General features: G+C 38.5%; 25 protein-coding genes and 1 pseudogene. 11 read left to right on the top strand and 15 right to left on the bottom strand.

The window, feature by feature from the left end; genetic code table 11:
* Positions 1 to 34 precede the first annotated feature (34 nt).
* The 3 genes from MKY81_RS01550 to MKY81_RS01540 all read right to left on the bottom strand — a co-directional run bounded on the left by MKY81_RS01550 (position 35) and on the right by MKY81_RS01540 (position 1,761).
* A complete protein-coding gene (locus MKY81_RS01550) occupies positions 35 to 292 on the bottom strand; it encodes a hypothetical protein (RefSeq protein ID WP_341116370.1) in 258 nt (85 codons plus the stop codon).
* 361 nt (positions 293 to 653) lie between these two features.
* The gene (locus MKY81_RS01545; protein ID WP_341116369.1) at positions 654 to 962 is read right to left on the bottom strand and encodes a GerAB/ArcD/ProY family transporter; all 309 of its coding nucleotides are present in this window, start codon (positions 960 to 962) and stop codon (positions 654 to 656) included.
* A complete protein-coding gene (locus MKY81_RS01540; protein ID WP_341116368.1) occupies positions 955 to 1,761 on the bottom strand; it encodes a GerAB/ArcD/ProY family transporter in 807 nt (268 codons plus the stop codon). The genes MKY81_RS01545 and MKY81_RS01540 overlap by 8 nt, the downstream gene beginning before the upstream one ends.
* A 596-nt stretch (positions 1,762 to 2,357) precedes the next feature.
* Here MKY81_RS01540 and MKY81_RS01535 point away from each other — a divergent pair.
* On the top strand, positions 2,358 to 2,789 hold the full coding sequence (locus MKY81_RS01535) for a DUF2935 domain-containing protein (protein ID WP_066231961.1): 432 nt from the start codon (positions 2,358 to 2,360) through the stop codon (positions 2,787 to 2,789).
* A 74-nt stretch (positions 2,790 to 2,863) separates the two neighbouring features.
* Here the strand turns inward: MKY81_RS01535 and MKY81_RS01530 are convergent, their stop codons facing one another.
* Positions 2,864 to 3,163: a hypothetical protein gene (locus MKY81_RS01530; protein WP_066231820.1), complete on the bottom strand. Its 300-nt coding sequence runs from the start codon at positions 3,161 to 3,163 to the stop codon at positions 2,864 to 2,866.
* A 165-nt stretch (positions 3,164 to 3,328) separates the two neighbouring features.
* Here MKY81_RS01530 and MKY81_RS01525 point away from each other — a divergent pair, with 165 nt between their 5' ends.
* Both MKY81_RS01525 and MKY81_RS01520 read left to right on the top strand, forming a co-directional pair.
* Positions 3,329 to 3,820: a hypothetical protein gene (locus MKY81_RS01525; protein ID WP_341116366.1), complete on the top strand. Its 492-nt coding sequence runs from the start codon at positions 3,329 to 3,331 to the stop codon at positions 3,818 to 3,820.
* Positions 3,817 to 4,686: a hypothetical protein gene (locus MKY81_RS01520; protein ID WP_341116364.1), complete on the top strand. Its 870-nt coding sequence runs from the start codon at positions 3,817 to 3,819 to the stop codon at positions 4,684 to 4,686. Before MKY81_RS01525 ends, MKY81_RS01520 begins: the two co-directional genes overlap by 4 nt.
* Before the next feature lie 28 nt (positions 4,687 to 4,714).
* On the opposite strand, the gene MKY81_RS01515 is transcribed toward MKY81_RS01520, so the two are convergent.
* The 4 genes and pseudogenes from MKY81_RS01515 to MKY81_RS01500 form a co-directional block, all read right to left on the bottom strand.
* On the bottom strand, positions 4,715 to 5,539 hold the full coding sequence (locus MKY81_RS01515) for a DODA-type extradiol aromatic ring-opening family dioxygenase (RefSeq protein WP_066231829.1): 825 nt from the start codon (positions 5,537 to 5,539) through the stop codon (positions 4,715 to 4,717).
* Between the two features lie 99 nt (positions 5,540 to 5,638).
* A pseudogene (locus MKY81_RS01510) lies at positions 5,639 to 5,800 on the bottom strand (hemin ABC transporter ATP-binding protein); the annotation flags it as partial.
* 73 nt (positions 5,801 to 5,873) lie between these two features.
* Complete coding sequence (locus MKY81_RS01505) at positions 5,874 to 7,328, bottom strand: alanine/glycine:cation symporter family protein (RefSeq protein WP_066231831.1); 1,455 nt, start codon at positions 7,326 to 7,328, stop codon at positions 5,874 to 5,876.
* A 187-nt stretch (positions 7,329 to 7,515) separates the two neighbouring features.
* Positions 7,516 to 7,704 carry a hypothetical protein gene (locus tag MKY81_RS01500; RefSeq protein WP_107920214.1) on the bottom strand — a complete coding sequence of 63 codons (189 nt, stop codon included), beginning with the start codon at positions 7,702 to 7,704 and terminating at the stop codon, positions 7,516 to 7,518.
* A 110-nt stretch (positions 7,705 to 7,814) separates the two neighbouring features.
* Between MKY81_RS01500 and MKY81_RS01495 the strand changes: the two genes are divergently transcribed.
* A complete protein-coding gene (locus tag MKY81_RS01495) occupies positions 7,815 to 8,951 on the top strand; it encodes a zinc-dependent alcohol dehydrogenase (protein ID WP_107920219.1) in 1,137 nt (378 codons plus the stop codon).
* 107 nt (positions 8,952 to 9,058) lie between these two features.
* Entirely contained in the window at positions 9,059 to 9,259 is a 201-nt protein-coding gene (locus MKY81_RS01490; protein WP_153017498.1) for a PspC domain-containing protein, read from the top strand.
* 39 nt (positions 9,260 to 9,298) lie between these two features.
* On the opposite strand, the gene MKY81_RS01485 is transcribed toward MKY81_RS01490, so the two are convergent.
* Together MKY81_RS01485 and tagU are read right to left on the bottom strand one after the other, a co-directional pair.
* On the bottom strand, positions 9,299 to 9,769 hold the full coding sequence (locus MKY81_RS01485; protein WP_341116357.1) for a hypothetical protein: 471 nt from the start codon (positions 9,767 to 9,769) through the stop codon (positions 9,299 to 9,301).
* A gap of 341 nt (positions 9,770 to 10,110) precedes the next feature.
* Complete coding sequence (gene tagU, locus MKY81_RS01480; RefSeq protein ID WP_066231843.1) at positions 10,111 to 11,034, bottom strand: polyisoprenyl-teichoic acid--peptidoglycan teichoic acid transferase TagU; 924 nt, start codon at positions 11,032 to 11,034, stop codon at positions 10,111 to 10,113.
* Positions 11,035 to 11,362: 328 nt separating this feature from the next.
* Between tagU and nagA the strand changes: the two genes are divergently transcribed.
* From nagA to MKY81_RS01465, 3 genes are read left to right on the top strand one after another with little or no spacing between them, the layout of a single operon-like run.
* Positions 11,363 to 12,511 (top strand): N-acetylglucosamine-6-phosphate deacetylase, encoded by a 1,149-nt coding sequence (gene nagA, locus MKY81_RS01475; RefSeq protein ID WP_108070838.1) that lies wholly within the window; start codon positions 11,363 to 11,365, stop codon positions 12,509 to 12,511.
* Between the two features lie 4 nt (positions 12,512 to 12,515).
* Positions 12,516 to 13,241: a glucosamine-6-phosphate deaminase gene (gene nagB, locus MKY81_RS01470; protein ID WP_066231849.1), complete on the top strand. Its 726-nt coding sequence runs from the start codon at positions 12,516 to 12,518 to the stop codon at positions 13,239 to 13,241.
* The gene (locus MKY81_RS01465; protein WP_341116352.1) at positions 13,234 to 13,944 is read left to right on the top strand and encodes a GntR family transcriptional regulator; all 711 of its coding nucleotides are present in this window, start codon (positions 13,234 to 13,236) and stop codon (positions 13,942 to 13,944) included. The genes nagB and MKY81_RS01465 overlap by 8 nt, the downstream gene beginning before the upstream one ends.
* A gap of 605 nt (positions 13,945 to 14,549) precedes the next feature.
* Here MKY81_RS01465 and MKY81_RS01460 read toward each other — a convergent pair.
* Positions 14,550 to 15,437 carry a LysR family transcriptional regulator gene (locus MKY81_RS01460; protein ID WP_341116351.1) on the bottom strand — a complete coding sequence of 296 codons (888 nt, stop codon included), beginning with the start codon at positions 15,435 to 15,437 and terminating at the stop codon, positions 14,550 to 14,552.
* A 150-nt stretch (positions 15,438 to 15,587) separates the two neighbouring features.
* On the opposite strand from MKY81_RS01460, the gene MKY81_RS01455 reads away from it, so the two are divergent.
* Together MKY81_RS01455 and MKY81_RS01450 are read left to right on the top strand one after the other, a co-directional pair.
* Complete coding sequence (locus MKY81_RS01455) at positions 15,588 to 16,328, top strand: acetoacetate decarboxylase (protein WP_066231865.1); 741 nt, start codon at positions 15,588 to 15,590, stop codon at positions 16,326 to 16,328.
* 13 nt (positions 16,329 to 16,341) lie between these two features.
* Positions 16,342 to 17,367 (top strand): ketopantoate reductase family protein, encoded by a 1,026-nt coding sequence (locus MKY81_RS01450; RefSeq protein WP_327990995.1) that lies wholly within the window; start codon positions 16,342 to 16,344, stop codon positions 17,365 to 17,367.
* Between the two features lie 43 nt (positions 17,368 to 17,410).
* Here the strand turns inward: MKY81_RS01450 and MKY81_RS01445 are convergent, their stop codons facing one another.
* The 3 genes from MKY81_RS01445 to MKY81_RS01435 form a co-directional block, all read right to left on the bottom strand.
* The gene (locus tag MKY81_RS01445; RefSeq protein WP_066231872.1) at positions 17,411 to 17,803 is read right to left on the bottom strand and encodes a membrane lipoprotein lipid attachment site-containing protein; all 393 of its coding nucleotides are present in this window, start codon (positions 17,801 to 17,803) and stop codon (positions 17,411 to 17,413) included.
* Between the two features lie 455 nt (positions 17,804 to 18,258).
* On the bottom strand, positions 18,259 to 19,512 hold the full coding sequence (locus MKY81_RS01440) for a C40 family peptidase (RefSeq protein ID WP_325947630.1): 1,254 nt from the start codon (positions 19,510 to 19,512) through the stop codon (positions 18,259 to 18,261).
* Positions 19,513 to 19,945: 433 nt separating this feature from the next.
* Complete coding sequence (locus MKY81_RS01435; RefSeq protein WP_066235067.1) at positions 19,946 to 21,385, bottom strand: DDE-type integrase/transposase/recombinase; 1,440 nt, start codon at positions 21,383 to 21,385, stop codon at positions 19,946 to 19,948.
* Between the two features lie 165 nt (positions 21,386 to 21,550).
* Here MKY81_RS01435 and MKY81_RS01430 point away from each other — a divergent pair, with 165 nt between their 5' ends.
* Positions 21,551 to 23,554: a penicillin-binding transpeptidase domain-containing protein gene (locus MKY81_RS01430; protein ID WP_341116346.1), complete on the top strand. Its 2,004-nt coding sequence runs from the start codon at positions 21,551 to 21,553 to the stop codon at positions 23,552 to 23,554.
* 168 nt (positions 23,555 to 23,722) lie between these two features.
* On the opposite strand, the gene MKY81_RS01425 is transcribed toward MKY81_RS01430, so the two are convergent.
* The gene (locus tag MKY81_RS01425) at positions 23,723 to 24,694 is read right to left on the bottom strand and encodes an LCP family glycopolymer transferase (protein WP_321165988.1); all 972 of its coding nucleotides are present in this window, start codon (positions 24,692 to 24,694) and stop codon (positions 23,723 to 23,725) included.
* Positions 24,695 to 24,726 lie beyond the last annotated feature (32 nt).

The following is a 24,726-nucleotide window of genomic DNA, read 5'->3' as shown; positions in this document are numbered from 1 at the left end:
GATTACCTGTATGCTTAAAATATTCATAAGGTAACTAGCGATAATAATGGCCATAACCATGATGGTGATGGTAAGGGAAACCACCATAGCCATGATGATACCCATAGCCCCAGCCACCGTAGCTAGGGTAACCGCCATAACCGCCGTAACTCGGAAAACCGCCATAACCGCCATAACCACCAAAACCCGGAAAACCGCCATAACCATGGTAACCGTCGTAACCCGGGAAACCACCATAACCGGCAAAGCTACCCATGCCCGGATATCCTCCAAAACCAAATTGTCTCATCATTTTTCTATCTCCTCCTCAAAAATGGTACACAATAGGGTATGTGTCTATTTTTGAAAAGGTATAGATGAATGCCTATAATTTAGTTGGTTAGGGAGATATAAAATCTTCGCATTGCCCGTTCGGTTTCACGTACTGAGATATTGGGTCACAAAAGAGAATAGGAAATCCGATTATTAAGGTTTATGCGGACACTGGGTTCGTAATTCAAGATCAAAAATAAAGGAATCGGTGACCGCAAATTGTTATATTCTACTTCTCAAAAAGTACAGTAATTAGTGTTTTTAGTATAATTGATAATGATTTTCAATGTCAATTAAAAAGAAAAGACTTTTTCACAATTTTGTTGTTAAAAAAGTCTTGCTCAAGTTTTACGTTGATGCCCTTTTGTTTTCAATTTTTTCGCCAACCAAACAAGAATTAATAGGAATGGAATATATATAAAGTTAATCAAAAAGCCTAGGTGGCCAAATACATTATTTAATATGTCAATTTGCTGGCGCGATTTTAGGAAGGGGACGATAATTATTGGAATGGCACATAGAATAAAGACCCCTTTTTTTTGGGTAATTTTAAAAGTTTGTTTTATTAATCTGCTTCCACACCATAAGGCAAGAGCTGTATTAGGCAATATAATTAAGCACCAATTAGCAATTCCTATATATTCATTCAAAACGCTCGACAACAGGTAAGTGAACAATTTTCCAAGTGGTTAATGTTGGCCAGATATATTTTTGTAACATTCCTTCACTAAAATAGCCGAATGTCAAAACCGCTGTATATAAAAACATTATTAATGATACTAAAAGTGCAAGATAAGCCCATTTTTTTGATTGATTTGTATTTTTCACAAAAGGGCTGTAGATAAGAAATGCCTCATACCCCATATACGTGAGAGACATTTGGTGGGAAGCAAGAATAATATCTTTCGTTGAATGATCAAATATTGGTAAAAAGTGACAAAAATCTGCATATTCAAATGTATAGCTAAACAAAATGAGTAAGTAAGAGGGAAGAGTTACACTAAAAAACATCATACCGACCACTGTTCGAAATCCACCAAAAACGATATACATACAAAGCGATAAATAGATAACCGTAAATATAAATACATTTAAATCTTCAAAGACCCAGACTTGAATAATTTCTGTATAGGTTCGAAGAATGGTTACAATGTAGAGCAAAAAGTAAAAAATAAATAATAGGTTAAATACTTTGCCAAGTAACTTCCCAAAAACAAATTGATGTGTTTCAGCAAGGTCTTGTTTTCCCATTTCTAAAATTTTATAAATCATCCACATTATCATCATTGTTGCTATTCCTGCTAAAATAACCGAGATCCATGAATCGTAACCAGCTTTTCTAGCAATTAACCGCTGAAATCCTAGTATGCCAATCCCGAATTGCATTCCATGGATAGTAAAAAAGGTGAGTGATGGTGAAACTTTTCGGTTTTCTGGAATTGTCTGCATAGTAAGACCTCCGACAATATATGAGAAATTAGATGTTAAATGTTTCGTTTCTTGCGTTTTTATCTGCCAAAGGTTCCTTTTCAGTAACCATCGCCGCATACAAGTACTTCTTCTATCCAATAGATTGCTTTCGAGTTGGGGGTTCGTTCAGCCTACATCTTAATACGAAGAAACCAACTCCAAATACAAAACAGAAATACAATCCTTTTTATTCCACTAAGTGATAATATCCCCATTTAAGAATGAATTATAATTGAATACCATAAAAATCTCCCCAACCATCCCAAAAAGTACCTAACACCGAATTGATAATGTGCAAAATAGTTGCGTTCAACAAATAAAGTACCTGACACCAATATGCGATGGTGCAAAAAAGTTGCGTGCTTCCAATAAGGTACCTGACACTGAATTGGTAGTACGCAAAAAAGTTGCTACCAGCAAATAAAGTACCTGACACCAATCTGTGTATGTGCAAAATATTTGTGCCGATCAAATAAGGTGCCTGACACCAAATTAGTGATACCAAATTTGGTTCTTTTCGTTGTGGTGTTTTAATAAGATTTATATAGGGATAGATTGTGGAGGGGGTGATGGGGTTGCGTTATTATTATGGGAATTCGATGCCGCTTAGGGTGTTGGATGAGTGTGAGTTTTGGAAGGAGCAGGAGGAGGAGCATACGATTGTCATTCGAGAGTTGGTAAAGGACTTAGAGGATGAGTATGTCGATGCTTTGTTGGCGTGGGAGCAGGCATTTGCCGAGACGCATAGCCGGGTTGTCGCATTTATCGAAACGACCATTCGTATGACGGGGACCTTTACGTATGAGTTGTACCGTGATTTAACGACACTCGTTTCTTTTTGCTTGGAACAAAGTAACCAATTTATTGCCTTTTGTAACCAACTCATTCAAGAGAGTGAACCAGTCAAAAATAATCCAACAGTGAAAGTAGTTATGAGACATATAATAGATGAATCCGAATATTTCGTAGGCATTGCGCAAGCAGTCCTGTATAGTAAATCGATATAATTAGCAATAAAACACGCTTGGAGAATGATGGACCCAAGCGTGTTTTTCCTTTTTATTATATGATCTTCAAAATCCTACATAACAGAACGTATATAAGTGTTTATTAACGCCATCACAACAATCACCAAAACAAAATAACCTCCGCTAACCCTTCTATTCCTCTTATGAAAAAAGTATCCTACGATGCTTTCAGTCATTCGACAAACAATTAAGACTAAAATAAGTAATAAAATAACCCAATACCAATGTCTCGCACCTAATTTGAGGATTGGTGTAGATGCGCTTACTACAAGCAGACCTATACATAAAGTAATAAGTTCAATCAAATCCTGTTTTCTACGTTTAAATAACCATTGAAATACTTTCCTGACCATAAAGCTCCCCCATATTCAACGTGTGAATGTTCACAACCTATATACTTATTTTAACATATAATGGAAGTGAACTTCTTGACTATTTTAATAAGCAAAGAAAAAATTATAACTGAGTATCGAATAGTTAACAAAAAGATGGAAAACGTAAAAAAAAGGAGCCACGATATGATTGGACTTGTTCTAGCAATAATTATCTTTAATTCTATTGCTTTTATTTTTACGAAAAAAAGGCAAACAACAAATCAAATCATCCATATAATTGTGTTTACGATTGCTTTGCAATCACTCTTTGACCATTTTATTGAATTCAAATATCATGGCTATTGGTATTTTTCAAAGAAAGTTGATTTTTCGGGACTTGTTGCTCATCTTTTTGTCGTTCCACCTGTAAATATTATGTTCCTTAAATGGTATCCTTTTCGGTCAAGCATAAAAAAGCGAATTTTATATATTGTAATATGGGAAGTAATCACGCTTACATATGAACTCATTACATTGCTGCCTGAACCATGGGGCTATTTTCATTATGGTTGGTGGAATTTAGGACATACTATCATTCTCAACCCTATTCTGTTCATTATATTGATCAAATATTATAAATGGATTGTACGAAAGGAAAGAGAAGCATTTAAGCAATATGAAAGAGGTCTTCTATGAAAAAGAATAAAATCCCTTATCTAATACTCATGATCGTTCATCTTGGATTATTCGTCGTGACAATTATTAAAAAGAAGGACAAAAAGCCACTTCTTCTCTATTACTCCGGCATTGGAATGGCGTATGTATTTGAGTATGTTGTTTTAAATATTTTTAGAGGGTACCGCTACTATCCGAAAGTACTCAAGCGAAACCGTCTAGACTCCGTATTTGGAGCAATTGTCTCCCAAGCATTAATAGTTCTGGTTTCAGCCATTTTCATTACGTTTTTTCAATTAGGATGGGGATGGAAGATTTTTTTTACCTTACTGTACTCAGGTATTGAACAGTTGTTTATTCATCTAAAGGTTTTTAAAAATAGGTGGTGGAAAACAATTTATACGTTGATCAGTTTACCATTCTATTTTTGGCTTGTTTCAAAGTGGTCGATTTACCTTGATCAAAAGCCGAAAAAATGGATTGGATATCTCACATTATTTTTCACTTTCTGGGTCAATTACTTAAATATTAATTTTGTGTTGGTCGCTTTCTTAAAACGGATTATTTTTAAAAAAGGGTGGTCCCTACGCAAATATTATGTAAACTTTATTATCGCTCCAACTTATGGCTTCATTCAATCAATAATTGGCGTCATTGTTACTTTAAAAAATAAAAAACTAATCGGTCTTGGACTTCTGCATTTGGTGGACCAGTTATTTTATCGTTTAAAATTAATAAAAATGAAAAAATGGTCCGTATATTGCTTTCTTCCGATTCATATCGTTTTGTTACTAGTAGGAAGTATTTTTAAACAACAAATGCTTCATTTGATGTCTGAAAGTGAGTGTTCACAGCGAGAAACTAAAAAAATACAATCGCCTATCTGATAGTACACAAATTGATCCTGAAACCATGTTATTCATCATCGTCGGACGTGGAAATTTCGGCACAAATAAGTCCGAAATAAGTCGGAACTTCGTAGGAGTATAGATGAATTTTTCGAGATTCTTTTGGAATCGCCCCGGCTAAAATTAATGTTTGCCATATGCCATCGGGTTTTGCTGCTTCAATATATTCTGCATCGAACTCTGCCATTTTTTCTAATTCATTCGATCGGATGAAACCGACTACTTCTTCGTCCAACATTTCTGCAGCGGGGTCAAAACCATAAGGCCCCCTTTCATCATGGGCATGTGCCCAATCACAGCTCGCAATTAAGGCCACACGCTTACCACTATTCCGGACAACTTGGCTGATCACTTCGCCAAGTTTCACATGCAAATCGAAAGAAAGCTCACGTGATGGATTGATGACAACGATAGGAACATCCGGCATAAAAGACAGCGGAACGATGGAACCCCAATCGAGTGGAAGACAAGATATCGGACCTGCTGCCGTTCCGAAATTGATCGAGGCAATCGGAATCCCTTGTTCTGCGGCGACTTCGGTGATGGAAACGGCCAAATTGCGATCAACATACCGTTCGAGCTCATAGTATCCATCATTTTCTTCAACAAATCCGTACATTCTTTCACTATTTGTAACAGAGAAGTACCCATCAATTCGCGTTCCATGTGGAGTTAACACAATAATCGTTTCCGGCTTTGCATCTTGCATTTTTTTGCCGAGCTTTACCATACTGTTTCGCGTCAATTTCATTCGATCCGGCAATGCTCCACATAATTCAGGGATTATTTCTCCACCATGCGGGGCAATGCAGGCAAACACAAATGGATTCATCCTCATCACTCTTTCACGAATATATATTTACCATTACTATTCGTCAAAAAATCGTAAACTCCTTTAATATAAGTCAGAAAATTGGGATTCCTCAAATTTTTAGGCACCAATTTCAGATAATTTTCCATCTTCAATATAGACGATGCGATTGCATAGATCCAGCATGCGTTTATCGTGGGTTACCATGACAGCTGCTTTTTGACTGCGTTTTACTTCATCAGCGAGCATTTCGACAACGGTCCGGCCACGTTCGGAATCCAAGACTGGCAGGGATTATTTTAACAGAAAAAGGTCTGCCCATTATAAAAGGACAGACCTATATATGTGTGTTCGTTTAACTAACTTCCTTTTTATCTCCTTTTTTTGCTTCAACCCAGTAGTCTGCATTTTTAATACCGAGCACTTCTGGGTCAAAAACAGGGTCTTTCCCAGCTTTTTTCTGTCGCTCGTAATCTTTTAAAGCGACGAGTGCAGGTTTCATGAGTATCACGACGGCGATAATATTTAGCCATACCATGATTCCAAGTCCTGTATCCCCGAAAGCCCAAGCGACTTTGGATGTTTTTACACATCCATAGAATACAGCAGCAATGCTTACAAATTTGATTAGCAAAATTGCCCAACGATTATTTTTTCCACGTGTTAAATATGCGACATTTGTTTCAGACATATAGTAGTAAGCCATGATTGTTGTGAAAGCAAAGAAGAATAAGGAAATCGCAACGAATCCGGCTCCGAAACCAGGCAGGACACTTTCAACTGCTGATTGTGTATATTGCGGACCAGGGTCAGCTGTTCCCATTTTATTGTAAAGATAGGTTCCATCAGGAGCTTTTGTACTAAACATACCTGTGAAAAGAATCATTAATCCAGTTGCAGTACAAACGAACCATGTATCAATATATACAGAAAATGCTTGCACTAACCCTTGTTTTGCTGGATGGGATACTTCAGCGGCACCAGCTGCATGGGCACCAGTTCCTTGTCCTGCTTCGTTGGAATAGATTCCCCGCTTGACTCCCCAAGCAATTGCGGAACCAATCAATCCACCAAATGTTGCATCTGCACCAAAGGCACTTTTAAAAATCTGTGCAAATACAGCGGGAACTTGATCGATATTTATGAAGACGATAATCAATGAAACAAGAATGTATCCAAGTGCCATGAATGGTACAACGAATTGGGCAACACCAGCAATTCTTTTTACCCCGCCAAAAATAATAATTCCAAGTAAAACAGCAATAATTACGGCCGTAACCATTTTGTGCATCCCAAAGGCATTTTCTAAACCTTCAGCAATCGCATTTGCCTGTACACCAGGCATAAGGAAAGTAAGGGAAATGATTGTGGCAATGGCAAAAACAATACCGTACCATCTCATTCCAGTCCCTTTTTCAATGTAGTACGCAGGTCCCCCGCGGTACTCGCCGTCTTGCTTCACTTTGTAAATCTGTGCCAAAGTCGACTCTACATAAGCAGTTGCTGCACCAACAAAGGCGATTAGCCACATCCAGAAAAGAGCTCCTGGTCCCCCTAAACCAATCGCAGTTGCAACCCCGGCAATATTTCCTGTTCCAACACGTCCTGATAATGCAACTGATAATGCTTGGAACGAAGAAATCCCTGCTTCAGAGCTCTTTCCTTTAAACATTTGTGCTAGCATGTCCTTGATGAGCCGCACTTGTAAAAAGCGGGTCGAAAGTGAGAAAAACAACCCGACCAAGATACAGATGATGATGAGCGGCGGACTCCATAGAACATCATTTAACCAACCGACAAACTTATCCATCCTTTACCCCCTGAATGTATTTGTAGGCGAAAAATTTCTCCCCTCGCCTAAATTATAGAATAATTCAAAAAATAGAACAATCCTAAAATTGAAATTATTTGGTTTATTAATTTTTTATATCATAGGTCGCAAGGGAAATATCATTTTGTTTCATAGCTAATCGAATTGACAGAGCAAGTTTGGAAAATCAGAATTTATGCGGATTTTTTACTTTGATGGAAGAAACTTCGCCACAATTTTTGCAGAAGGTAAAAATGAGTGGGGAGCTCTTGCCCAAAATTTTATCTACTTCGGTAAGACTTGAATAGCCGTTTCCTAATTTTCCTTGGACGAACTCTTTTTGTCCGCAAACTTTGCATGGTTGTTGGTTTTCCACCTTCATCACCTCTTTGTTTAGTTTCCTTTTATACGTTGAATTTTATTGGAAGGTTTCGTGTGTTTTATGGGCATGCTAACAGTAAAAATTGTGAAGGGATGTCGATGTTGGTGAAAGCCGTAACGTATCAAGGAATTAAAGATGTAAAGGTAAAAGATGTGCCAGAGCCGACGATCCATAAAGCCGATGATTTAATTGTGAAGATAACGAGTACGGCCATTTGTGGGTCCGATTTGCATCTTGTGCATGGAATGATTCCGAATATGCCACATAATTATATTATTGGGCATGAGCCGATGGGAATTGTGGAAGAAGTGGGTCCGGATGTGACGAAAGTGAAAAAAGGGGATCGGGTCATTGTTCCGTTTACTATTTCTTGCGGTCAATGTTGGTTTTGTCAGCATGAGTTAGAAAGCCAATGTGATCAATCCAATCCGCACGGGGAGGCGGGGGCGTATTTTGGCTATTCGGAAACTTTTGGCGGGTATCCTGGGGGGCAAGCGGAATATTTGCGCGTTCCATTTGGTAATTTTACGCCGTTTGTTGTGCCGGAGAATTGCGAGTTAGAGGATGAGAAAATTCTGTTTCTCTCCGATATTATTCCAACTTCTTATTGGGGTGTTGATAATGCGGGGGTGAAGGAAGGCGACACAGTGATTGTACTTGGATGTGGTCCGGTTGGACTTTTAACACAGAAGTTTGCCTGGATGAAAGGCGCCAAACGAGTGATTGCTGTCGACTATATTGGGTATCGTTTGGAGCATGCCAAGAAAACCAATCATGTGGAGGTTGTGGATTTTAGTAAAATCGATCATACGGGTGATTATTTAAAGGAGCTGACAAAAGGCGGGGCGGATGTTGTTATTGATTGTGTCGGATTAGATGGGAAAAAGTCAGCGATGGAAATGATTGGGTCTGCGCTAAAGCTGCATGGCGGAACGATGAGTGCGATTGTTATGGCTGCTCAATGTGTTAGAAAGGGCGGAACGATCCAATTAGTCGGTGTATATGGGGAGCGATATAATCAGTTCCCGCTGGGTGACTTATTTTCTCGCAATATTACGCTGAAAATGGGGCAGGCCCCAGTCATCCATTACATTCCAGACCTATACAAACAAATAACCGACGGGCGACTTGACCCAACCGACATCATCACCCACCGCCTCCCACTCGACCAAGCCGAATACGGCTACTCCGTATTCGACGAAAAACAAGACAACTGCATTAAAGTCATCCTCAAACCATAAAAAGGTGTCAGGCACCGTTTATGCAAAAATGGGCATAAATATTCGAAAAAATGAATAAATGGTGCCTGACACCTGAAGTAGTTTATAAAAAAGGGGGGGAGCTCGTCTTGAGTGTAAAAAGATTAACGAAATCGACAACGGATAAAAAAATAAGTGGTGTATTAGCTGGGATAGCTAATTATTTTGAGGTAGATTCAACTTTGATCCGATTAGGATTTATTATCCTTTGCTTAGTCACAGCTATCGTTCCGTGTTTAATTGCTTACTTGATTGCAGATTGGATGATTCCGAAGGATACGGAAATATAATCTATTTTCTTCTAGCTTTTTCGGCATAGAGCCCCGTTATTACTTGACTTTAATCACAAATGCATAAAAGGCGTCTCCATTAGACACATTCTTTTCCTTTTCGTCCATCCACCATACACCGTAAGAATAATAATAAATGCCTTTTTCATTCGGTGCAAAAAAGCTGTTGTCTTTAACGGGGATTTCTATTGAATTGTTTTTATTTATTTGCTCAATGTGAATTTCATTAGGCTTTGGCTCATAATCCATTTTGAATGTTATTTTTTTACCGGGACGCACGTTGATCGGTGTTTGATCCTTTAAAATTTCAACAGGTCCAGCAGTATCAACACACTCACCTTTTCCATTATGATGCCAGCAATACGTACCTAACGTTGTTTCGTATGATTTATTACCGATTTCGATGGTTGATTTTGGAGGTTTGTTTACTGACATACCGTTGTTGCTCGAAATGTTCGAACAGCCCATTACGCTTATAACTAACAGTAGAACACCTAACCACTTAAACATCAAACCCACTCCTTTTTAGAATAGACGTTTATAGTTTATATAAGGTTACAATTACGTAATTACTTTACACCAAACTGTCTTTTACTTTTGTATATGAAGATGGAAAAGGAGCAAATAATGAACGATGCAAAATTGGAAAGCAGTGAATAAACTGTTTCAGTGGCGAAGGCAATGAAACGAATTAAATAAAAAACCAATTATTAAAAGCGAAACGTGTCCCCAATGATAATTTACACACAAAAACCGCATAAATAAACAAAAAATGCATAAAAGGTGTCAGGCACCTTTTATGCATTTTCTTGAGTAATTATTTAGGATTTTGTATATTTGGTGCCTGACACCTAAAGTTCTAGGTGTTGTTTGAGGCGGTTGTGTGCTTTTTGTTTTTCGTCTTGTGGTACGATGTAGTAGTAGATTCCGCCGATTTTTGTTCCTTGGCCTTTGAGTTGGAATTGTTCGATTTTGTGTCGTGCGTCTTTATAGTATTTTTGAATGGACATCATTTCATCAAACGTTAGATTTGTTTCAACGTTCTTCCCGAGTGTTTCAAACACGTCGTTATATTTTGTTAGAGCAGAAACACTTGCCCCTTTACTGATGACGCCTTGAATAACTTGTCGTTGCCGATCATTCCGCCCAAAATCTCCACGTGGATCTTCTTTTCTCATGCGGACGAAGGCGAGGGCCTTCTTCCCATCTAAATTCACTTCTCCTTTAGGAAAATGATAGCCACCATAACTGAAATCCAACGTATTATTCACCGTCACGCCACCCACGGCATTAACAATGTCCTCAAAGCCTTCCATGTTCACTTTAATGTAATAATCGACAGGAATATCAAGAAATTTCTCGACTGTATTCATCGACATGGCCACTCCGCCAAAGGCATACGCGTGGTTGATTTTATCCTCCGTACCTTTACCAACAATCTCAACGCGTGTATCACGTGGGATACTTAACATTTGAACAGATTTAACAGTCGGATTGACAGTTAAAACAATCATCGTATCCGATCGGCCACGATCCCCTTTTCGTTCATCAACCCCAAGCATTAAGATCGAAATAGGATCCTTATCCTTAAATCGAATTTCTTTCTCCCTTGAACTTTTACGATCGACAGGGTTATGCATCGTATTAACAGCTTTTGTTAAGGAATGATAAATGGAATAAACATAAGCACCTGCCCCTAAAATAAGCACAAGCAAGATAATTCCAATAATTTTTCGCTTTTTCATCTTCTTCTTTTTTAAATTATTTGACCGCATAAATATGTCCTCCAAAGGGATTTTTCAACTCTATACCGATAGATTACCAAATTACTGATGAATTGTGTACCATTATTTGCAAATGCTAAATATATGTGGATATATTTAAAAATAGTCTGTTTTCGTTAAGGTTGTGTTATTAGAAAAAAACCAATGCACGTTCCCTTCCGCTCCAATCCACTCTCAGATTTCAATATTATTTAGTGTTCAATTTTAAAAAATAACTAAAAATCCTATTTGACAATCGCTTAAATAACGATCATAATAATTGGTATAGACAACTATATCAAAATATTATTTCCATTAATAAAAAAATGAGGTGAAGGCATTGGGGCAAAACATAGTAATCAATGCAAATCTATTTACCGGTGAAGAAAATATCGCCAATGGCTATTTGAGATTTGAAGATAAAAAAATCACGGAAATCGGTGATATGAATCAGTATCATCCTAAACAAGATGAAAAAGTAATCGATGCTGGCGGTAACATTGTCATTCCGGGAATGATTGATGTACATATTCATGGGGGATACGGTGTCGACGTAATGGATGCAGATCCTGATAAGCTCATCTTTTTAAGCGAACAACTTCTTCAAGAAGGAGTGACCACTTTTTTTGCGACGACAATTACCCAAGATTATCCTGCTATTGAGGCAGCACTTGCATCTGTTAAAAAAGCAACAGATATGGGTAAAACAACGATAGCAGGCGTCCATTTAGAAGGACCATTTATTTCGGAAAAAAGAGCAGGTGCACAGCCATTAGAATTTATTTCAGCACCGGATATTGATTTATTTTTACAATGGCATGAAGCTTCCGGGAAACAAATTAAGTTGGTAACATATGCACCGGAGAAAAATGGGGCACGTGAGTTTGAAGACGTCATGATTAGGAACGGAATTGTGCCTTCAATGGGACATTCAGATGCAGTACGGGAAGAACTTCTTGACAGCAAAACAACGCATGCCACACATCTTTATAACGGAATGCGCGGCCTGCACCACCGGGAAGCTGGGGTTGCTGGACATGCATTATTATCACCGCACATCCAGGCAGAAATTATTGCGGACGGAATCCATGTACATCCTGATATGGTCAACCTTACGTATAAGCTAAAAGGTGCAGAAGGAATCGTTCTCATTTCAGACGCGATGAGGGCAAAAGGCCTTCCAGATGGAGAATCGGAACTTGGCGGCCAGAAAGTATTTGTGAAAAATGGCGAATGCCGTCTCGAAAATGGATCACTTGCGGGAAGTATTTTAACAATGGACCAAGCGTTCCGAAATATTATCCAATTTACCGGTTGTTCCATTGCTGAAGCGGTCCAAATGACATCCGGAAACCAAGCAAAAGAATTCGGCTTAACATCAAAAGGATTTTTGAAAAAAGATATGGATGCCGATTTTGCCATCATGAATCAAAATCTCGAAGTAATCGAAACGTATCATTTAGGAAATTCAAATAGAAAAGGGGTATAAAACTATGCAATTACACACTTATTCAACAGTAACTGATGCATCTGCAAAAGCTTTTGATATAATAAAAACTGGAATTGAAAATGGTAGTATTCACACATTAGGCCTTGCTACAGGTGGAACACCATTGAAGTTTTATGAAATATTCCGCGCTTCAAAATTGGATGTCTCAAACGTATCAACGGTCAATCTAGACGAGTATGTCGGATTAAATGCAAAAGATGAAAACAGCTATTGCTATTATATGGAAAAAGAATTATTTTCTCATATGAATTTCAAAGAAACATTTTTGCCAAATGGAATGGCAGCTGATTTAGATGAAGAATGCTTGCATTATGAGGCGATCCTGCAAGATCATCCTGTTGATGTACAAATTCTTGGAATTGGTGAAAATGGCCATATTGGTTTCAATGAACCAGGCACCTCTTTCGACTCACTAACACATGTCGTTGAATTAACAGAGTCAACCCGTGAAGCGAACAAACGCTATTTTGACAAAGAAGAGGATGTACCGACACATGCGATTTCTATGGGAATCAAGTCAATTTTATCTGCAAAAAAAATTATCCTACTAGCTTTTGGTGCAAACAAAGCCGAAGCAGTGAAACAAATGATTGAAGGAGAAGTCAGTGAAGACTGCCCGGCATCTGTTTTACAAAAACATCCTAATGTAATTGTTCTTGCTGATCAAAAGGCAGCGTCATTATTAAAAGAGGGGATTGCACGTGATTAATAAGGAATCACCGATTCCAATTTATTATCAAATTCAAGAACATATCCGCGAAAACATTAACCAGCAAAAATGGGTCAAAGGGGAAGCAATCCCTTCCGAGCGCATTTTAACTGAACAATTTGGCGTCAGTCGAATGACGATTCGTCAAGCGGTTCAAGGCCTTGTCGATGAGGGAATTCTCATGCGCAAACGGGGAAGCGGAACCTTTGTCAGCAATGAAAAAGTCGAGCAACCATTAAAAGAAATTACGAGCTTTACAAAACTTATGGAACAACGCGGAATGAAGGCGAGCAGCAAAATTACCTTGTTCAGCGTTCGAAAACCGAATGAGGTTGAAGCAGAAAAGCTGCAAATTGATATTGAAACAGATGTCTACCATATCGAACGAATCCGTTTAGGTGACGAAATCCCAATTGCGATCGAAACATCCATCGTTCCATGTTCTATCGCAGAAGGGCTGAAAGAGGAAGATATTCAACATTCCCTTTACGAATTCATCGAGGTAAAAAAAGGCTATCAACTCGGAGACGCCAAACAATCAATTGAAGCGATCGGTGCGACAGAGCGCATCTCCAAACTGCTCGATGTCCCTATCGATTCTCCTATTCTTCAAATCGAACGCGTTGCCAACCTGCGATCGGGCACCCCATTAGAATACGTCCGATCACAATATGCTGGCGGCCGATTTAAATTTTATTTATAAATAGTAGGATAAGAACATGCGACCGTATTTGGAAAGGTTGCATGTTCTTTTTGATAGGAGTGTGACGTAGAAAAATTGTTTTTTACTATTTCGGCCATGATGGGGATTGAATGCAAAAGAAGATGCGGGAACTTGATAGTAGGAAAGGTGAAGCGAAGTGCCCGAACCGGCCGGAAGCGGGAACTTGAAAGTTGGAAAGGTGAAGCGAAGTGCCCGAATCCGCTGGATACGAGAACTTGATAGTAGGAAAGGTGAAGCGAAGTGCCCGAATCGGCTGGAAGCGGGAACTTGATAGTAGGAAAGGCGAAGCGAAGTGCCTGAATCGGCTGGATACGGGAACTTGATAATAGGAAAGGTGAAGCGAAGTGCTCGAAACTGTCGGATACGAGAACTTGATAGTAGGAAAGGTGAAGCGAAGTGCCCGAATCGGCTGGATACGGGAACTTGATAGTTGAAAATGCGATCCGAAGTGCTCGAACCTGCCCGAAGTATTCGAATCTGAAAAAACGAGAACATGATATCCGAAAAAGTGAGATGAAGTCCTTGATTCCAATGTAAAAATCTAAAAAAGGACGATTAAAAGAATGCACCCTAATCAAAAACCTTCAGTGATCCTTGAACATTTCATAGTGTTCTTTAAAGTACGCTATAATAAAATCCCGGAACTCTTTCACCGTAGGAGATAACAAACCATCTTTTACCCACGATAGCCCGACTGTATATGTTGGATAAATATCTGCGATTTTTACGTAATGTAAATCGAGTTTTCTACATACCGAAATGGGAAGTAACGCCACACCTTGATCGAGCTTAATGATTTCCGCTAATAGACTAGAATCTACCTCGAAATTATTAGTAGGAGTGAATCCAGCTCTTTCGCATAGAGCCGTTGTAAATCCACTATATTCTTCATTGTTGGCGAGGGAAATAAATGGTTCATTGGCGACTTTGCTTAAGGAAATTTTAGATTCACCTGCCAGCTTATGGCTAGAAGGAAGAACGAGTACGATATCCTCATCCACGAGTACACAACTTTCAATCTCTTCATCCACTATCGGTGGACCAGCTATTCCTAAATCAATATCTCCCTTTTTCAAGCTAGTCACTATTCCGCTTTTTACCCCAACTCCTTGTTGTATTTTCGTATTTGGATGGCGGGTAATGTATTCACTAATCAATCCTGAAAGGAATCTTGGATTAGAAATTGAAATTTTGATCGTACGTGCATTTTCTTGATCGTGAGATTGAATGTCCATTTTTGCCTTTTCAATTTCGGTAAAAATTTTGTTTACATGTTTCAAAAGAATTTTTCCAGATGAACTTAACTCGATATTCCTACCTTTTCTATTAAAAAGATTTGTGCCCAATTCATCTTCAAGTCTCTTTATTGTCAGGCTTAAGGAAGGCTGGGCAATATTTAATTGCTCAGCTGCCTTAGAAATATGTTCTGTATAAGCGACTGTCTGAAAGTATTTTAATTGAAGCAGCTCCATCTATTTTTGAACACTCCATTCATTTATTATAGTAAATATATTTATATATTATTATGTATTAGATTAAATGTAAAATCAGATTTAAAATAATAGATGTAGGGAATTATAGATAAGAACATCATTTATTCAAAATGTGGAGGTGCTATTCAGATGAAAAAGGAAGACGTGGTAAAGCAGTTTACAACTCCGTTAGATGCAGGGGCGTTTCCATTAGGACCGTATCGTTTTTATAATCGCGAATACTTAAACATTTTATATAGAACCGACCTGGAAAGCTTAAAAAAAATAGTTCCAGAACCATTGGAAGTAAAAGATCCGCTTGTCAGATTTGAAATCATGAAGATGCCGGATGTGACAGGGCTTGGATCCTACACAGAGTGTGGACAAGTCATACCTGTTAGTTTTGAAGGGGAGGAAGGGGATTATCTCCACGCAATGTATGTAGATAGCTTTCCTGCCATCGCATCAGGCAGGGAAATCGCAGCGTATCCTAAAAAGCTGGGCAAGCCTAGTTTATATGTAGATTCCGATACCTTAGTGGGACTCTTGGACTATGGCAGTTTGCGAGTAGCAACAGCAACGATGGGGTATAAGCATTTTCCGCTTGACCATTCAGAGGCACTTAAAGAAATCGTTAAACCGAATTATATGTTGAAAAAAATGCCGGACTATAATGGATATCCAAGAATTTGCGAATTGGTTCGTAGCGAAATTACTGATATTAAAATTCTTGGTGCTTGGTCAGGTCCTGCAAGACTCGAGCTGTTCGCCCATGCGCTTGCACCGATGGCTGATTTGCCAGTACTAGAGGTCGTATCAGCTTCTCATATTATTACAGAGCTTTCTTTGGCATCTCCAACTGTTATATACGATTATTTAGCTGAAAAGTAAGGAGGATATTCAAATGAAAATCGCAATATTAGGGGCAGGTTCACTAGGAACGATCGCCGGAGCATATATTGCTGCCGGTGGACAAGATGTAGAGTTAATCGATGTTTATCAAGCACATGTTGACGCATTAAATCAATCGGGCGCAAAAATTATCGGCACGACTGATTTTCAAACAAAAGTGAAAGCTATTACTCCTGACAATATGTCGGGAACCTATGATTTAGTCTTGCTGTTAACGAAGCAATTATATAATGATTCAGTGTTGCAAAACTTGCTTCCATTTTTAGATGACAAAAGTGTTGTCCTTTCCTTGCAAAACGGGATACCTGAAGAAAAGGTTGCATCCATTGTTGGCCGCGAACGGGTGATTGCCGGGTCCGTTGAATTTGGCGCAACATTTATGGAGCCAGGAGTATCAAAACTGACAACAGAGTTCGCCCACTTTAAAGAGTATGCTTTCCAAATCGGGGAATTAAACGGTGAAATAACGGAAAGAATTCACGAGATCAAAACGATTTTGGACCTTGTTGGGGGTACACATATTTCCGATAACTTGGTTGGTACGAAATGGTCAAAATTACTGATCAACAATGCATTTAGTGGGTTATCAGCTGCACTGAACACAGAGTTTGGCGGGGTTATTGATCATGAGGTTAGCATTGTAAGTGCAGCGCATATTGCCGATGAAACAATCAAAGTTGGTCATGCAAACGGTGTAACTTTTGCAAAGATGAATACATTCGATATTGCTTCATTAGAAATAAAAAGCGAAAACGATATTCCTGAACGTGTCCAAACACTTCGGAACTTTATGGAACCTTCCAGATTGTTAAGAGCAAGCATGCTGCAAGACTTAGAAAAGAAACGTAAGTCTGAAATAGATTATATCAATGGGGTCGTACCGCGATTGGCAAAAGGAAAAGGAATTGCGACACCATATAATGATATGGTTGTAAAACTAGTCAAACAAGCAGAAGAAACCCAATCTGTACCGAATTTCGATACCAATATTAAATTTTTTGAAGAACTAAATAAGTAGTATGAAGAAAGGTGTTGTCCATCAGCGGGCAGCACCTTTTCTTTTATCGTTTTACTATCTTAACCGTCGCATCTTCTGGAGTGAGGTATTCCTTATCTAAAGAAAAATCTAGATGCTGCCGATTGATTTCTGCATATTGAACAACTTTACTTTTCTGGAGGAAAACGAGTAAATAAATATCATCTCTCCTGTCGATATTACTTGGATCTTTAAATTTAGTGCCCAGTTGTTCATTTATACTTTCTTGCACTGTGTAGGGTGGGAAAATGAATGCTTTGTCCCAAGTGAAATCGGTTAGTGAATTCAAATCGATTTCATGACTTCCACCTTTTTTTATCACTTGTGAGAAGGACGATTCCACTTTATTATTGTGTTTGACATCACTACACCCTGTTAAGAGAATGATAGAACACAGTAGAAAAATTGCTTTTTTCAATGAATAACCTCATTTCATTTTTATAATTACGTGGAGAAAGGGTTAAATTTACCTTTTTCAGTAATGGATCGTTCTTTTTTCCGTTTAATCGAATGAAAAGGGAACGGATGAAATGTTTAAATTAAAATATTTCGCCAATTATACCATATTTGGCCATTCTCTCCTAGATAAAAAATCCCTCGAAATCCGACTTATATGTTCCAACTTGATTTTTATAAATGACATTTCCCGGGAAAATACGATTAATTTTGACAGCAAATTCGTCTAACTTTTTATGTTAAAACTGTGTTGCACGTTATCACACATGTGCCTACCAACGAGGATACGTCAACTTGGACATACATCTGTTATTCAAGACTATGGATTGTATCAATTCGATAAGAAGAAATACACTTTTCCATAATCATATAATCACAAGAAAGCCCACATCGAAATGTGGGCTTTCTTGATGTCGATTAATCCGCATCATACAATCTTTTAAATCCATCAAAATGTGATTTCCAATAGGAGTTATCAAGTGAGGAGAGTTGTACTCCGTCTGAACTCGCATGGATGAATTGGTTGTTGCCAATATAGATTCCTAGATGAGAGATTCCGCTTTTATATGTACCTGTAAAGAATACTAAATCCCCTTGTTGTGGTGATTTAGTTACATAATAGGAACGATTGTAATACCCTTCACTAGATATGCGTGGTAAAGATAACCCTGCATTGTTGTATACATAATAAATGAATCCGCTGCAATCGAATCCGCTCGGGGTCGCTCCAGCCCATACATATGGAGTGCCTACTAATTTTTTCGCTGTATCAATGACTTTTTTAACAGAAAACGTTGAACTTAAGCCCGCTGGTTTATCTACCTTTGGCGGGGCAGCAGTTTGTCCGGCTTGTTGTTTAATATTAAGTTTCTGGCCAACATAAATCATATCGGATGTAAGCTTGTTAAGTTTTTTCAATTCTGCGACAGATACGCCAAATTCCTTACCAATTTTACTTAAGGTATCCCCAGATTTAACGATATAGGTTGTCCCAGTAGAATGTGATGGTGATTTTGCCGGTGTATTTACCTTTGGCGTGGTAGTGGCTTGTCCAGCTTGTTTTTTAATAATAAGCTTCTGCCCAACGTAAATCATATCAGATGTTAGTTTGTTAAGTTTTTTTAATTCGGAGACAGATACGCCAAATTGTTTACCGATTTTACTTAAAGTATCCCCAGACTTAACCAAATAGCTTGTCCCAACAGTAGTTGTCGGTGATGTTGTTTTATTAGTAGCAGCAGGTTTTTTCGACTGAGATGTCGTTGAATTTTGGCTTGAAACCTTTAATTTGTCCCCGGGATAGATTATATTGGATTTTAAATGGTTCCAACTTTTTAAGTTAGCGACCGAAACCTTGTACATATTAGCAATTTTACTTAGGGAGTCCCCTTTTTTTACGGTATATGTTTTTGAGGTTGAAGTATTTTTTGCTGTAGATACTTTCGAAACCGTTTTGGTAGATTTAGAAACGGTTAGCACTTGATTCGGTTTAATCATATCACTTTTTAAATTATTTAACTTTTTTAAATTGGCTACGGTTGTGTCATATTTGTTTGCGATTTTCCACAATGAATCGCCATTTTTTACTTTGTATGTAGCAGCCATGGATGGTGTTGCAATGGCCGTAGTTATTATCGTGGTAGCAGCAACCGACACGAACGTCTTTTTCAAAACTTAATTCCCCCCATTATTACAATATTAACTACTATTCTATCAAATTATTCGACAATTGCACCCCCTTTTTTAGAAAAAGAACATTTCAAAATGATTACAATGCCAGTTGAAGTTAATATTTTAGAATAGTTGTCTATTTCTTTTGTATAATAGGTGTATAGTCAAAAGGTAGTGTCAAAAGTTCTATGAAAACTCAATAGACACTCAGTTCTCTTTACAGTTATTGGTGGAACGGCCCCGCAATCGCTCTTGACAAACACGCCAATGGTTTGAATTCAGGATAACAAGGGCGAAGGGGACAAAAAGAAGGCATGCCAAATAAGCCCTTGGTTTTTACAATTTTAAACCATTGGCAAGTTCGGTTTGTCAAGAGTTCGCTCCGCCGATTGCTGAATAGCTCAAAAGCTTAAGGGCTCTGCTAAACAAAAAGTTAGGCAGACCTTTGTTCAAAAATCCACTGTTGGGCTAGTCCAATAAGCTTTGTCCATCGAGCTGGCATTGTTGGCAACCCTGATATCTCTGGATTAACAACAGGCACTTTACCTTCTAGGGATGCATGAGGACGTAGAAAGTTAAAATAAGCCACAAACAGGGTGACATAAGAAACAGATCCTTGTTCGGATCCAAAGCCATGCGTAGAGCGATAATTGCCCTTGAAAGTTCGGTTCAGTCTCTCGATGATTTGTTTCAGAGGCCTATATTCAGCCGAAACCGGGTCCTCATTCGTCAATCCGATGACTTGTTTCACATCAAAGCGAATTCCATGCTGGGCGAAAAAGTGTTGAGCCAGAAGGTAAATTGGATTTCCATCGACTACGAAGGTAAGATTCTCCGGGATCTCTTTCATCTTCACTAACACTTTATCAATGGCTCGAATGGCTGATGCTGTATCCCGATTAGGAGACACAGGATAGGAAAGAATAATCTTTTTTACCGCATCAAAAAAGAAAAATAAGTAGTGCCATTTTCCGTTCACTTTGATGTAAGTTTCATCTCCGGAGAATTGATCGGAAAGCTCGTACGGATAATGATCCACATAAGACTTAAGCAAAAGTGCCACACTGTTTTCGTAATTCAATATCGTTTGATGAGAAATCGCTACACCGTGGATATCTTGCATAATGGCTGCTGTCCTACGGGCCGAAAGTCCATAGTTTATGTGATAGGTCAAAATCAAACCCAATGTATGTGGTGAAGCATAGATCTTGGACAAATCAACCCTTGGAAGTTCAGGTGATTGTTTAGACAAAGGTAAAAAGTCTATATGAAACTGACGAAAAATATATCTTACTTTAAATGCTTGAGGATCTTTTTCAAATCGTTTCTTCTCTTTGGGAGACATCGCTTGCAGCTTCTTTTGATAATAGGAACAGTCATTATTTTTACACTTGAAAACGGAGAAATCTTTCCGTTCCTTGATCTTCTCAAGAGTTCTGGCACAGTGAGGGCATTTTAAAATAGCCTCTTTGGAAAAACGATTCTTATCACTGAATAGACAAGAACATACCTTACATTGAAACTGACCTTTATCTCCATTGTTGGCATAAAGAAAGTCCGAAGGAGCACCACACTGTGGACAGTTCAATGATTTAGGTACTGATACTTTTGAATTAGCACGCCTTTGAACCGGTTTGAGAGGTTTCCCGTGCTGCTCATAGAACTCTTGTAAAAGAATTTTATAGTCAAGCTGTTCAATCGTTTCAATAATCGGAAGATCATCTACCTGAAGCTTTCGATAAGGCATATTAACGGGCTCTTCCGTTGGTTTCTCAAACATATTTTCACCTACAAGAAGAGTCAATAAATAACGAATAATATGTTCTTGATACTTGATAAATTCGAGTAAATAGGTTAATAATTGAGGATACAACTTGTCACTTCCTGTTCTAAGGTATTGTGTGTGTGGTAACCTCAATTATCCTTAGGTTTCAGGGGGTGGCAAGTTTTTTGCTTGTGAAGCTCTTTAAATCAAGGAATTATTAACTTTTTACTATAGATGTTTTGACAATACGAGTCAAAATAGAGGAGGTTAATTATGAAAAAACTATTTTTTGCTTTTGCTATGTTACTATTTGTTCTAGCGGCTTGTGAAAAAGAACCTTCACCGAATGATCGATTAAATGAATATGTGAAACTTTGGGATAAAAATAATTTTAATAAAATGTACAACGAGTACCTCTCATCCAGTGTGAAAAAGGAATTTAAGCCTGAGGACTATGTCGATCGCTATCCGAAAGTATACAAGGATTTAGAAATTAGCGATTTAAAAGTTACTTATAAAAAGTTGGGAGAGGACGATTTTAAAAAGAAAGAAAAGGTGTCGATCCCGCTACAAATCTCCTTTCATACGATGGCTGGTAATGTCAAATATGAAGAGAAAGTGACATTGAAAAAAGAAGAGAAAGATGACAAGTCCAATTGGTATATTGATTGGAAACCGAGTTTACTTTTACCAGGACTTGAAAAAGGCGATAAAATCAAACCTGTTACCGTAAGTCCAAAACGGGGCGAAATTCGTGATCGAAATGGCAGTGAACTGGCAGTAAATGGTGAAGTCTTTCAAATCGGTGTTATTCCGGAAAAAATGGATGGACATGATGCGGAAGTGAAGAAACAATTAGCTTCTTTATTAGATATGTCTGTTAAAGAAATTGATCAAAAGTTAAACGCTTCATGGGTAAAACCGGATTTGTTCGTGCCGATTAAAAAAATCCCTTCGACGAAGGAGGACCTTGTTCAAAAGCTATATGAGCTTCCTGGTGTTGATAAACAAAATGCAGAAGGAAGGGTGTATCCTTTCGGCAAAGCAGCTGCACATTTAGTAGGTTATGTTGGGCCGATCACGGCAGAAGAATTAGAGAAGCACAAGGGAAAAGGCTATACGGAAAGTAGTGTCATCGGAAAACGCGGGTTGGAGCAAGTGTTTGATGAACAATTGCGCGGGAAGGCTGGAGAAACGATTTCAATCGTTAAGCCAGATGGTACCGAAAAAGTCATTGCTGAAAATAAAGTACAAGATGGGAAAAACATTTCAGTCACGATCGATGGGGACTTGCAGACGAAAATATATAACGAAATGAAGGGGAACGCTGGTACGGCGGCAGCCATTCATCCGGTTACTGGAGAGGTCCTTTCATTAGTTAGCTCACCTTCTTTTGACCCGAATGATTTTGCTTTAGGTGTATCGAGTAAAGAATATGCGAAGCTAGAAAAGGATCCGTTGCAACCATTAATTAACCGTTTCGCACTATCCTACGCCCCTGGTTCAGCCATCAAACCGATTACAGGTGCGATTGCATTGGAAAATGGGACGTTGAATACAAGCAGTACAAAAACAATAAATGGAAAAACGTGGGGGAAAGGTGGAAGTTGGGGTGATTATAAAATTACTCGCGTCCACGAAACATCTGGTCCGGTTAACATGCAAACTGCGATGATATATTCCGATAACATCTTTTTCGCACAGGCAGCCCTTGATATGGGCGGCGATAAATTTGTGAAGGGATTAAAGAACTTTGGCTTTGCAGAAGAAATTCCTTTTACGTATCCATTGAAGAAATCGCAAGTGTCATCGGATGGAACATTGAAAAACGATAGTATCATGTTAGGGGATACGGGTTATGGCCAAGGTCAAATGTTGACGAATATTTTACAGCTTGCTACTGCATATACACCGTTTATCAACAGTGGAAATATGATCAAGCCGTATTTACTTCTAGATGAAAAGGAAACAGGGCTTTGGAAGGAACATGTCATAAGTAGCGGTACTGCCAAATCAATTAGCGCTATGCTCCGCCAAGTCGTCGCTGATCCACGGGGGACCGGCCATGGAGCGAACCTACCTAACAGAGCACTAGCCGGCAAAACAGGAACAGCCGAATTAAAAAGCTCAAAAGACGAAAAAGGAAAAGAAAACGGAGTCTTCGTCGCCTACGATTCCAACAAAAAAGACCTCCTTATCGCTATTCTCATCGAAGGAGTCGAAAAAGGCGGCGGCAGCAAACTCGTCGTCCAAAAAGTCGCCAACATCTTCAAATAATGGTGTCAGGCACCGAATATGCAAAAACTGAATAAATATTAAAAAAATGCATAAACGGTACCTGACACCGTTTATGCATTAGGTGAATAAATATTAGAGATTTGAATATTTGGTGTCAGGTACCAAAAAACGCATCTGTCCATTTTGTTTATGGACGGATGCGTTTTTTTATTGTCCGGCTGATACCATTTCTTGGCCAAGTTCTAAGTGGTTACGTAGGAGGTCCGAGAGTTTTTGTCTTTCTTCATTTTTTACAGAATAGTAATAGATGTTTTTGCCGGACTCATTTGGAATCCATTCGTTTTCACCCTCTACTTTGAGTTCTTCAATGTTTTTTCTAATGTCTTTGTATTGGGATTGAATGCCCAGCATTTCCTCAAAGGTGAAATTTGTTTTCACATTTTTTGCAAGTGCATCAAAGATATTATCGTAATTCCAGAGAGAGGAGATGCTTGCACCTTCGTCGAGAATCGATTCGATAATTTCCCGTTGACGTTTTTGACGTCCGAAATCACCTTCCGGATCATCATGACGCATTCTGGAAAACTTCAAAGCCTTTTTCCCATCGAGAGTTAAATTACCGACTGGGAAGGTGACCCCACCTGCAGTAAATTCTAAATCATTGTGTACTTTAACACCGCCAACAGCATCAACGACTTCTTTAAATCCTTCCATATTCACCTTTACATAATAGTCAATTGGGATATTTAAAAAATGCTCAACTGTATCCATCGACATCTCCACATCACCATATGCATAGGCGTGGTTGATTTTATCGACCGTTCCTCGTCCAATAAGTTCTGTACGAGTATCACGTGGAATACTTAGCATCTTAATCGATTTCAAATGCGGATTGACCGTCATGACAATCATCGTATCTGAACGACCTTTATCATTTTTGCGCTCATCGACACCAAGTAGCAAAATTGAAAATGGATCCCCGTTTTTAACAGTTACTTCCTTCGCTCTCTTCACGGGCTGTTTGCGCTCAACAGGTTTATGGATGTTTTTGACGGCACTATCAAACGAATGCCATACTGAATATGCATACGCACCCCCGCCTACAACAGAAAGTCCTACAACGATCAGCAAAACTGTTAACCATTTTTTCTTTTTCGTATGTTTCTGACTTCTCATCATTCGTAATCCTTCCTTATTAAAAATAGTAATTT

This window comes from Heyndrickxia sp. FSL W8-0423, from assembly GCF_038009395.1.
Lineage (GTDB): Bacteria > Bacillota > Bacilli > Bacillales > Bacillaceae_C > Heyndrickxia > Heyndrickxia sporothermodurans.
Note: the sequence above shows the minus strand (reverse complement) of the source record. Positions and strands in the feature narration are given on the sequence as shown.

Excerpts from the sequence above, each read along its gene's own strand:
- MKY81_RS01425 (WP_321165988.1), bottom strand. The coding sequence starts at position 24,694 with ATGATGAGAAGTCAGAAACATACGAAAAAGAAAAAATGGTTAACAGTT.
- MKY81_RS01530 (WP_066231820.1), bottom strand. The coding sequence starts at position 3,163 with ATGGTCAGGAAAGTATTTCAATGGTTATTTAAACGTAGAAAACAGGAT.
- MKY81_RS01455 (WP_066231865.1), top strand. The coding sequence starts at position 15,588 with ATGAAAAAGGAAGACGTGGTAAAGCAGTTTACAACTCCGTTAGATGCA.
- tagU (WP_066231843.1), bottom strand. The coding sequence starts at position 11,034 with ATGCGGTCAAATAATTTAAAAAAGAAGAAGATGAAAAAGCGAAAAATT.
- MKY81_RS01505 (WP_066231831.1), bottom strand. The coding sequence starts at position 7,328 with ATGGATAAGTTTGTCGGTTGGTTAAATGATGTTCTATGGAGTCCGCCG.
- MKY81_RS01450 (WP_327990995.1), top strand. The coding sequence starts at position 16,342 with ATGAAAATCGCAATATTAGGGGCAGGTTCACTAGGAACGATCGCCGGA.
- MKY81_RS01460 (WP_341116351.1), bottom strand. The coding sequence starts at position 15,437 with ATGGAGCTGCTTCAATTAAAATACTTTCAGACAGTCGCTTATACAGAA.
- MKY81_RS01525 (WP_341116366.1), top strand. The coding sequence starts at position 3,329 with ATGATTGGACTTGTTCTAGCAATAATTATCTTTAATTCTATTGCTTTT.
- MKY81_RS01430 (WP_341116346.1), top strand. The coding sequence starts at position 21,551 with ATGAAAAAACTATTTTTTGCTTTTGCTATGTTACTATTTGTTCTAGCG.
- MKY81_RS01515 (WP_066231829.1), bottom strand. The coding sequence starts at position 5,539 with ATGAATCCATTTGTGTTTGCCTGCATTGCCCCGCATGGTGGAGAAATA.
- MKY81_RS01520 (WP_341116364.1), top strand. The coding sequence starts at position 3,817 with ATGAAAAAGAATAAAATCCCTTATCTAATACTCATGATCGTTCATCTT.
- MKY81_RS01550 (WP_341116370.1), bottom strand. The coding sequence starts at position 292 with ATGATGAGACAATTTGGTTTTGGAGGATATCCGGGCATGGGTAGCTTT.
- nagB (WP_066231849.1), top strand. The coding sequence starts at position 12,516 with ATGCAATTACACACTTATTCAACAGTAACTGATGCATCTGCAAAAGCT.
- MKY81_RS01540 (WP_341116368.1), bottom strand. The coding sequence starts at position 1,761 with ATGCAGACAATTCCAGAAAACCGAAAAGTTTCACCATCACTCACCTTT.
- MKY81_RS01485 (WP_341116357.1), bottom strand. The coding sequence starts at position 9,769 with ATGTTTAAGTGGTTAGGTGTTCTACTGTTAGTTATAAGCGTAATGGGC.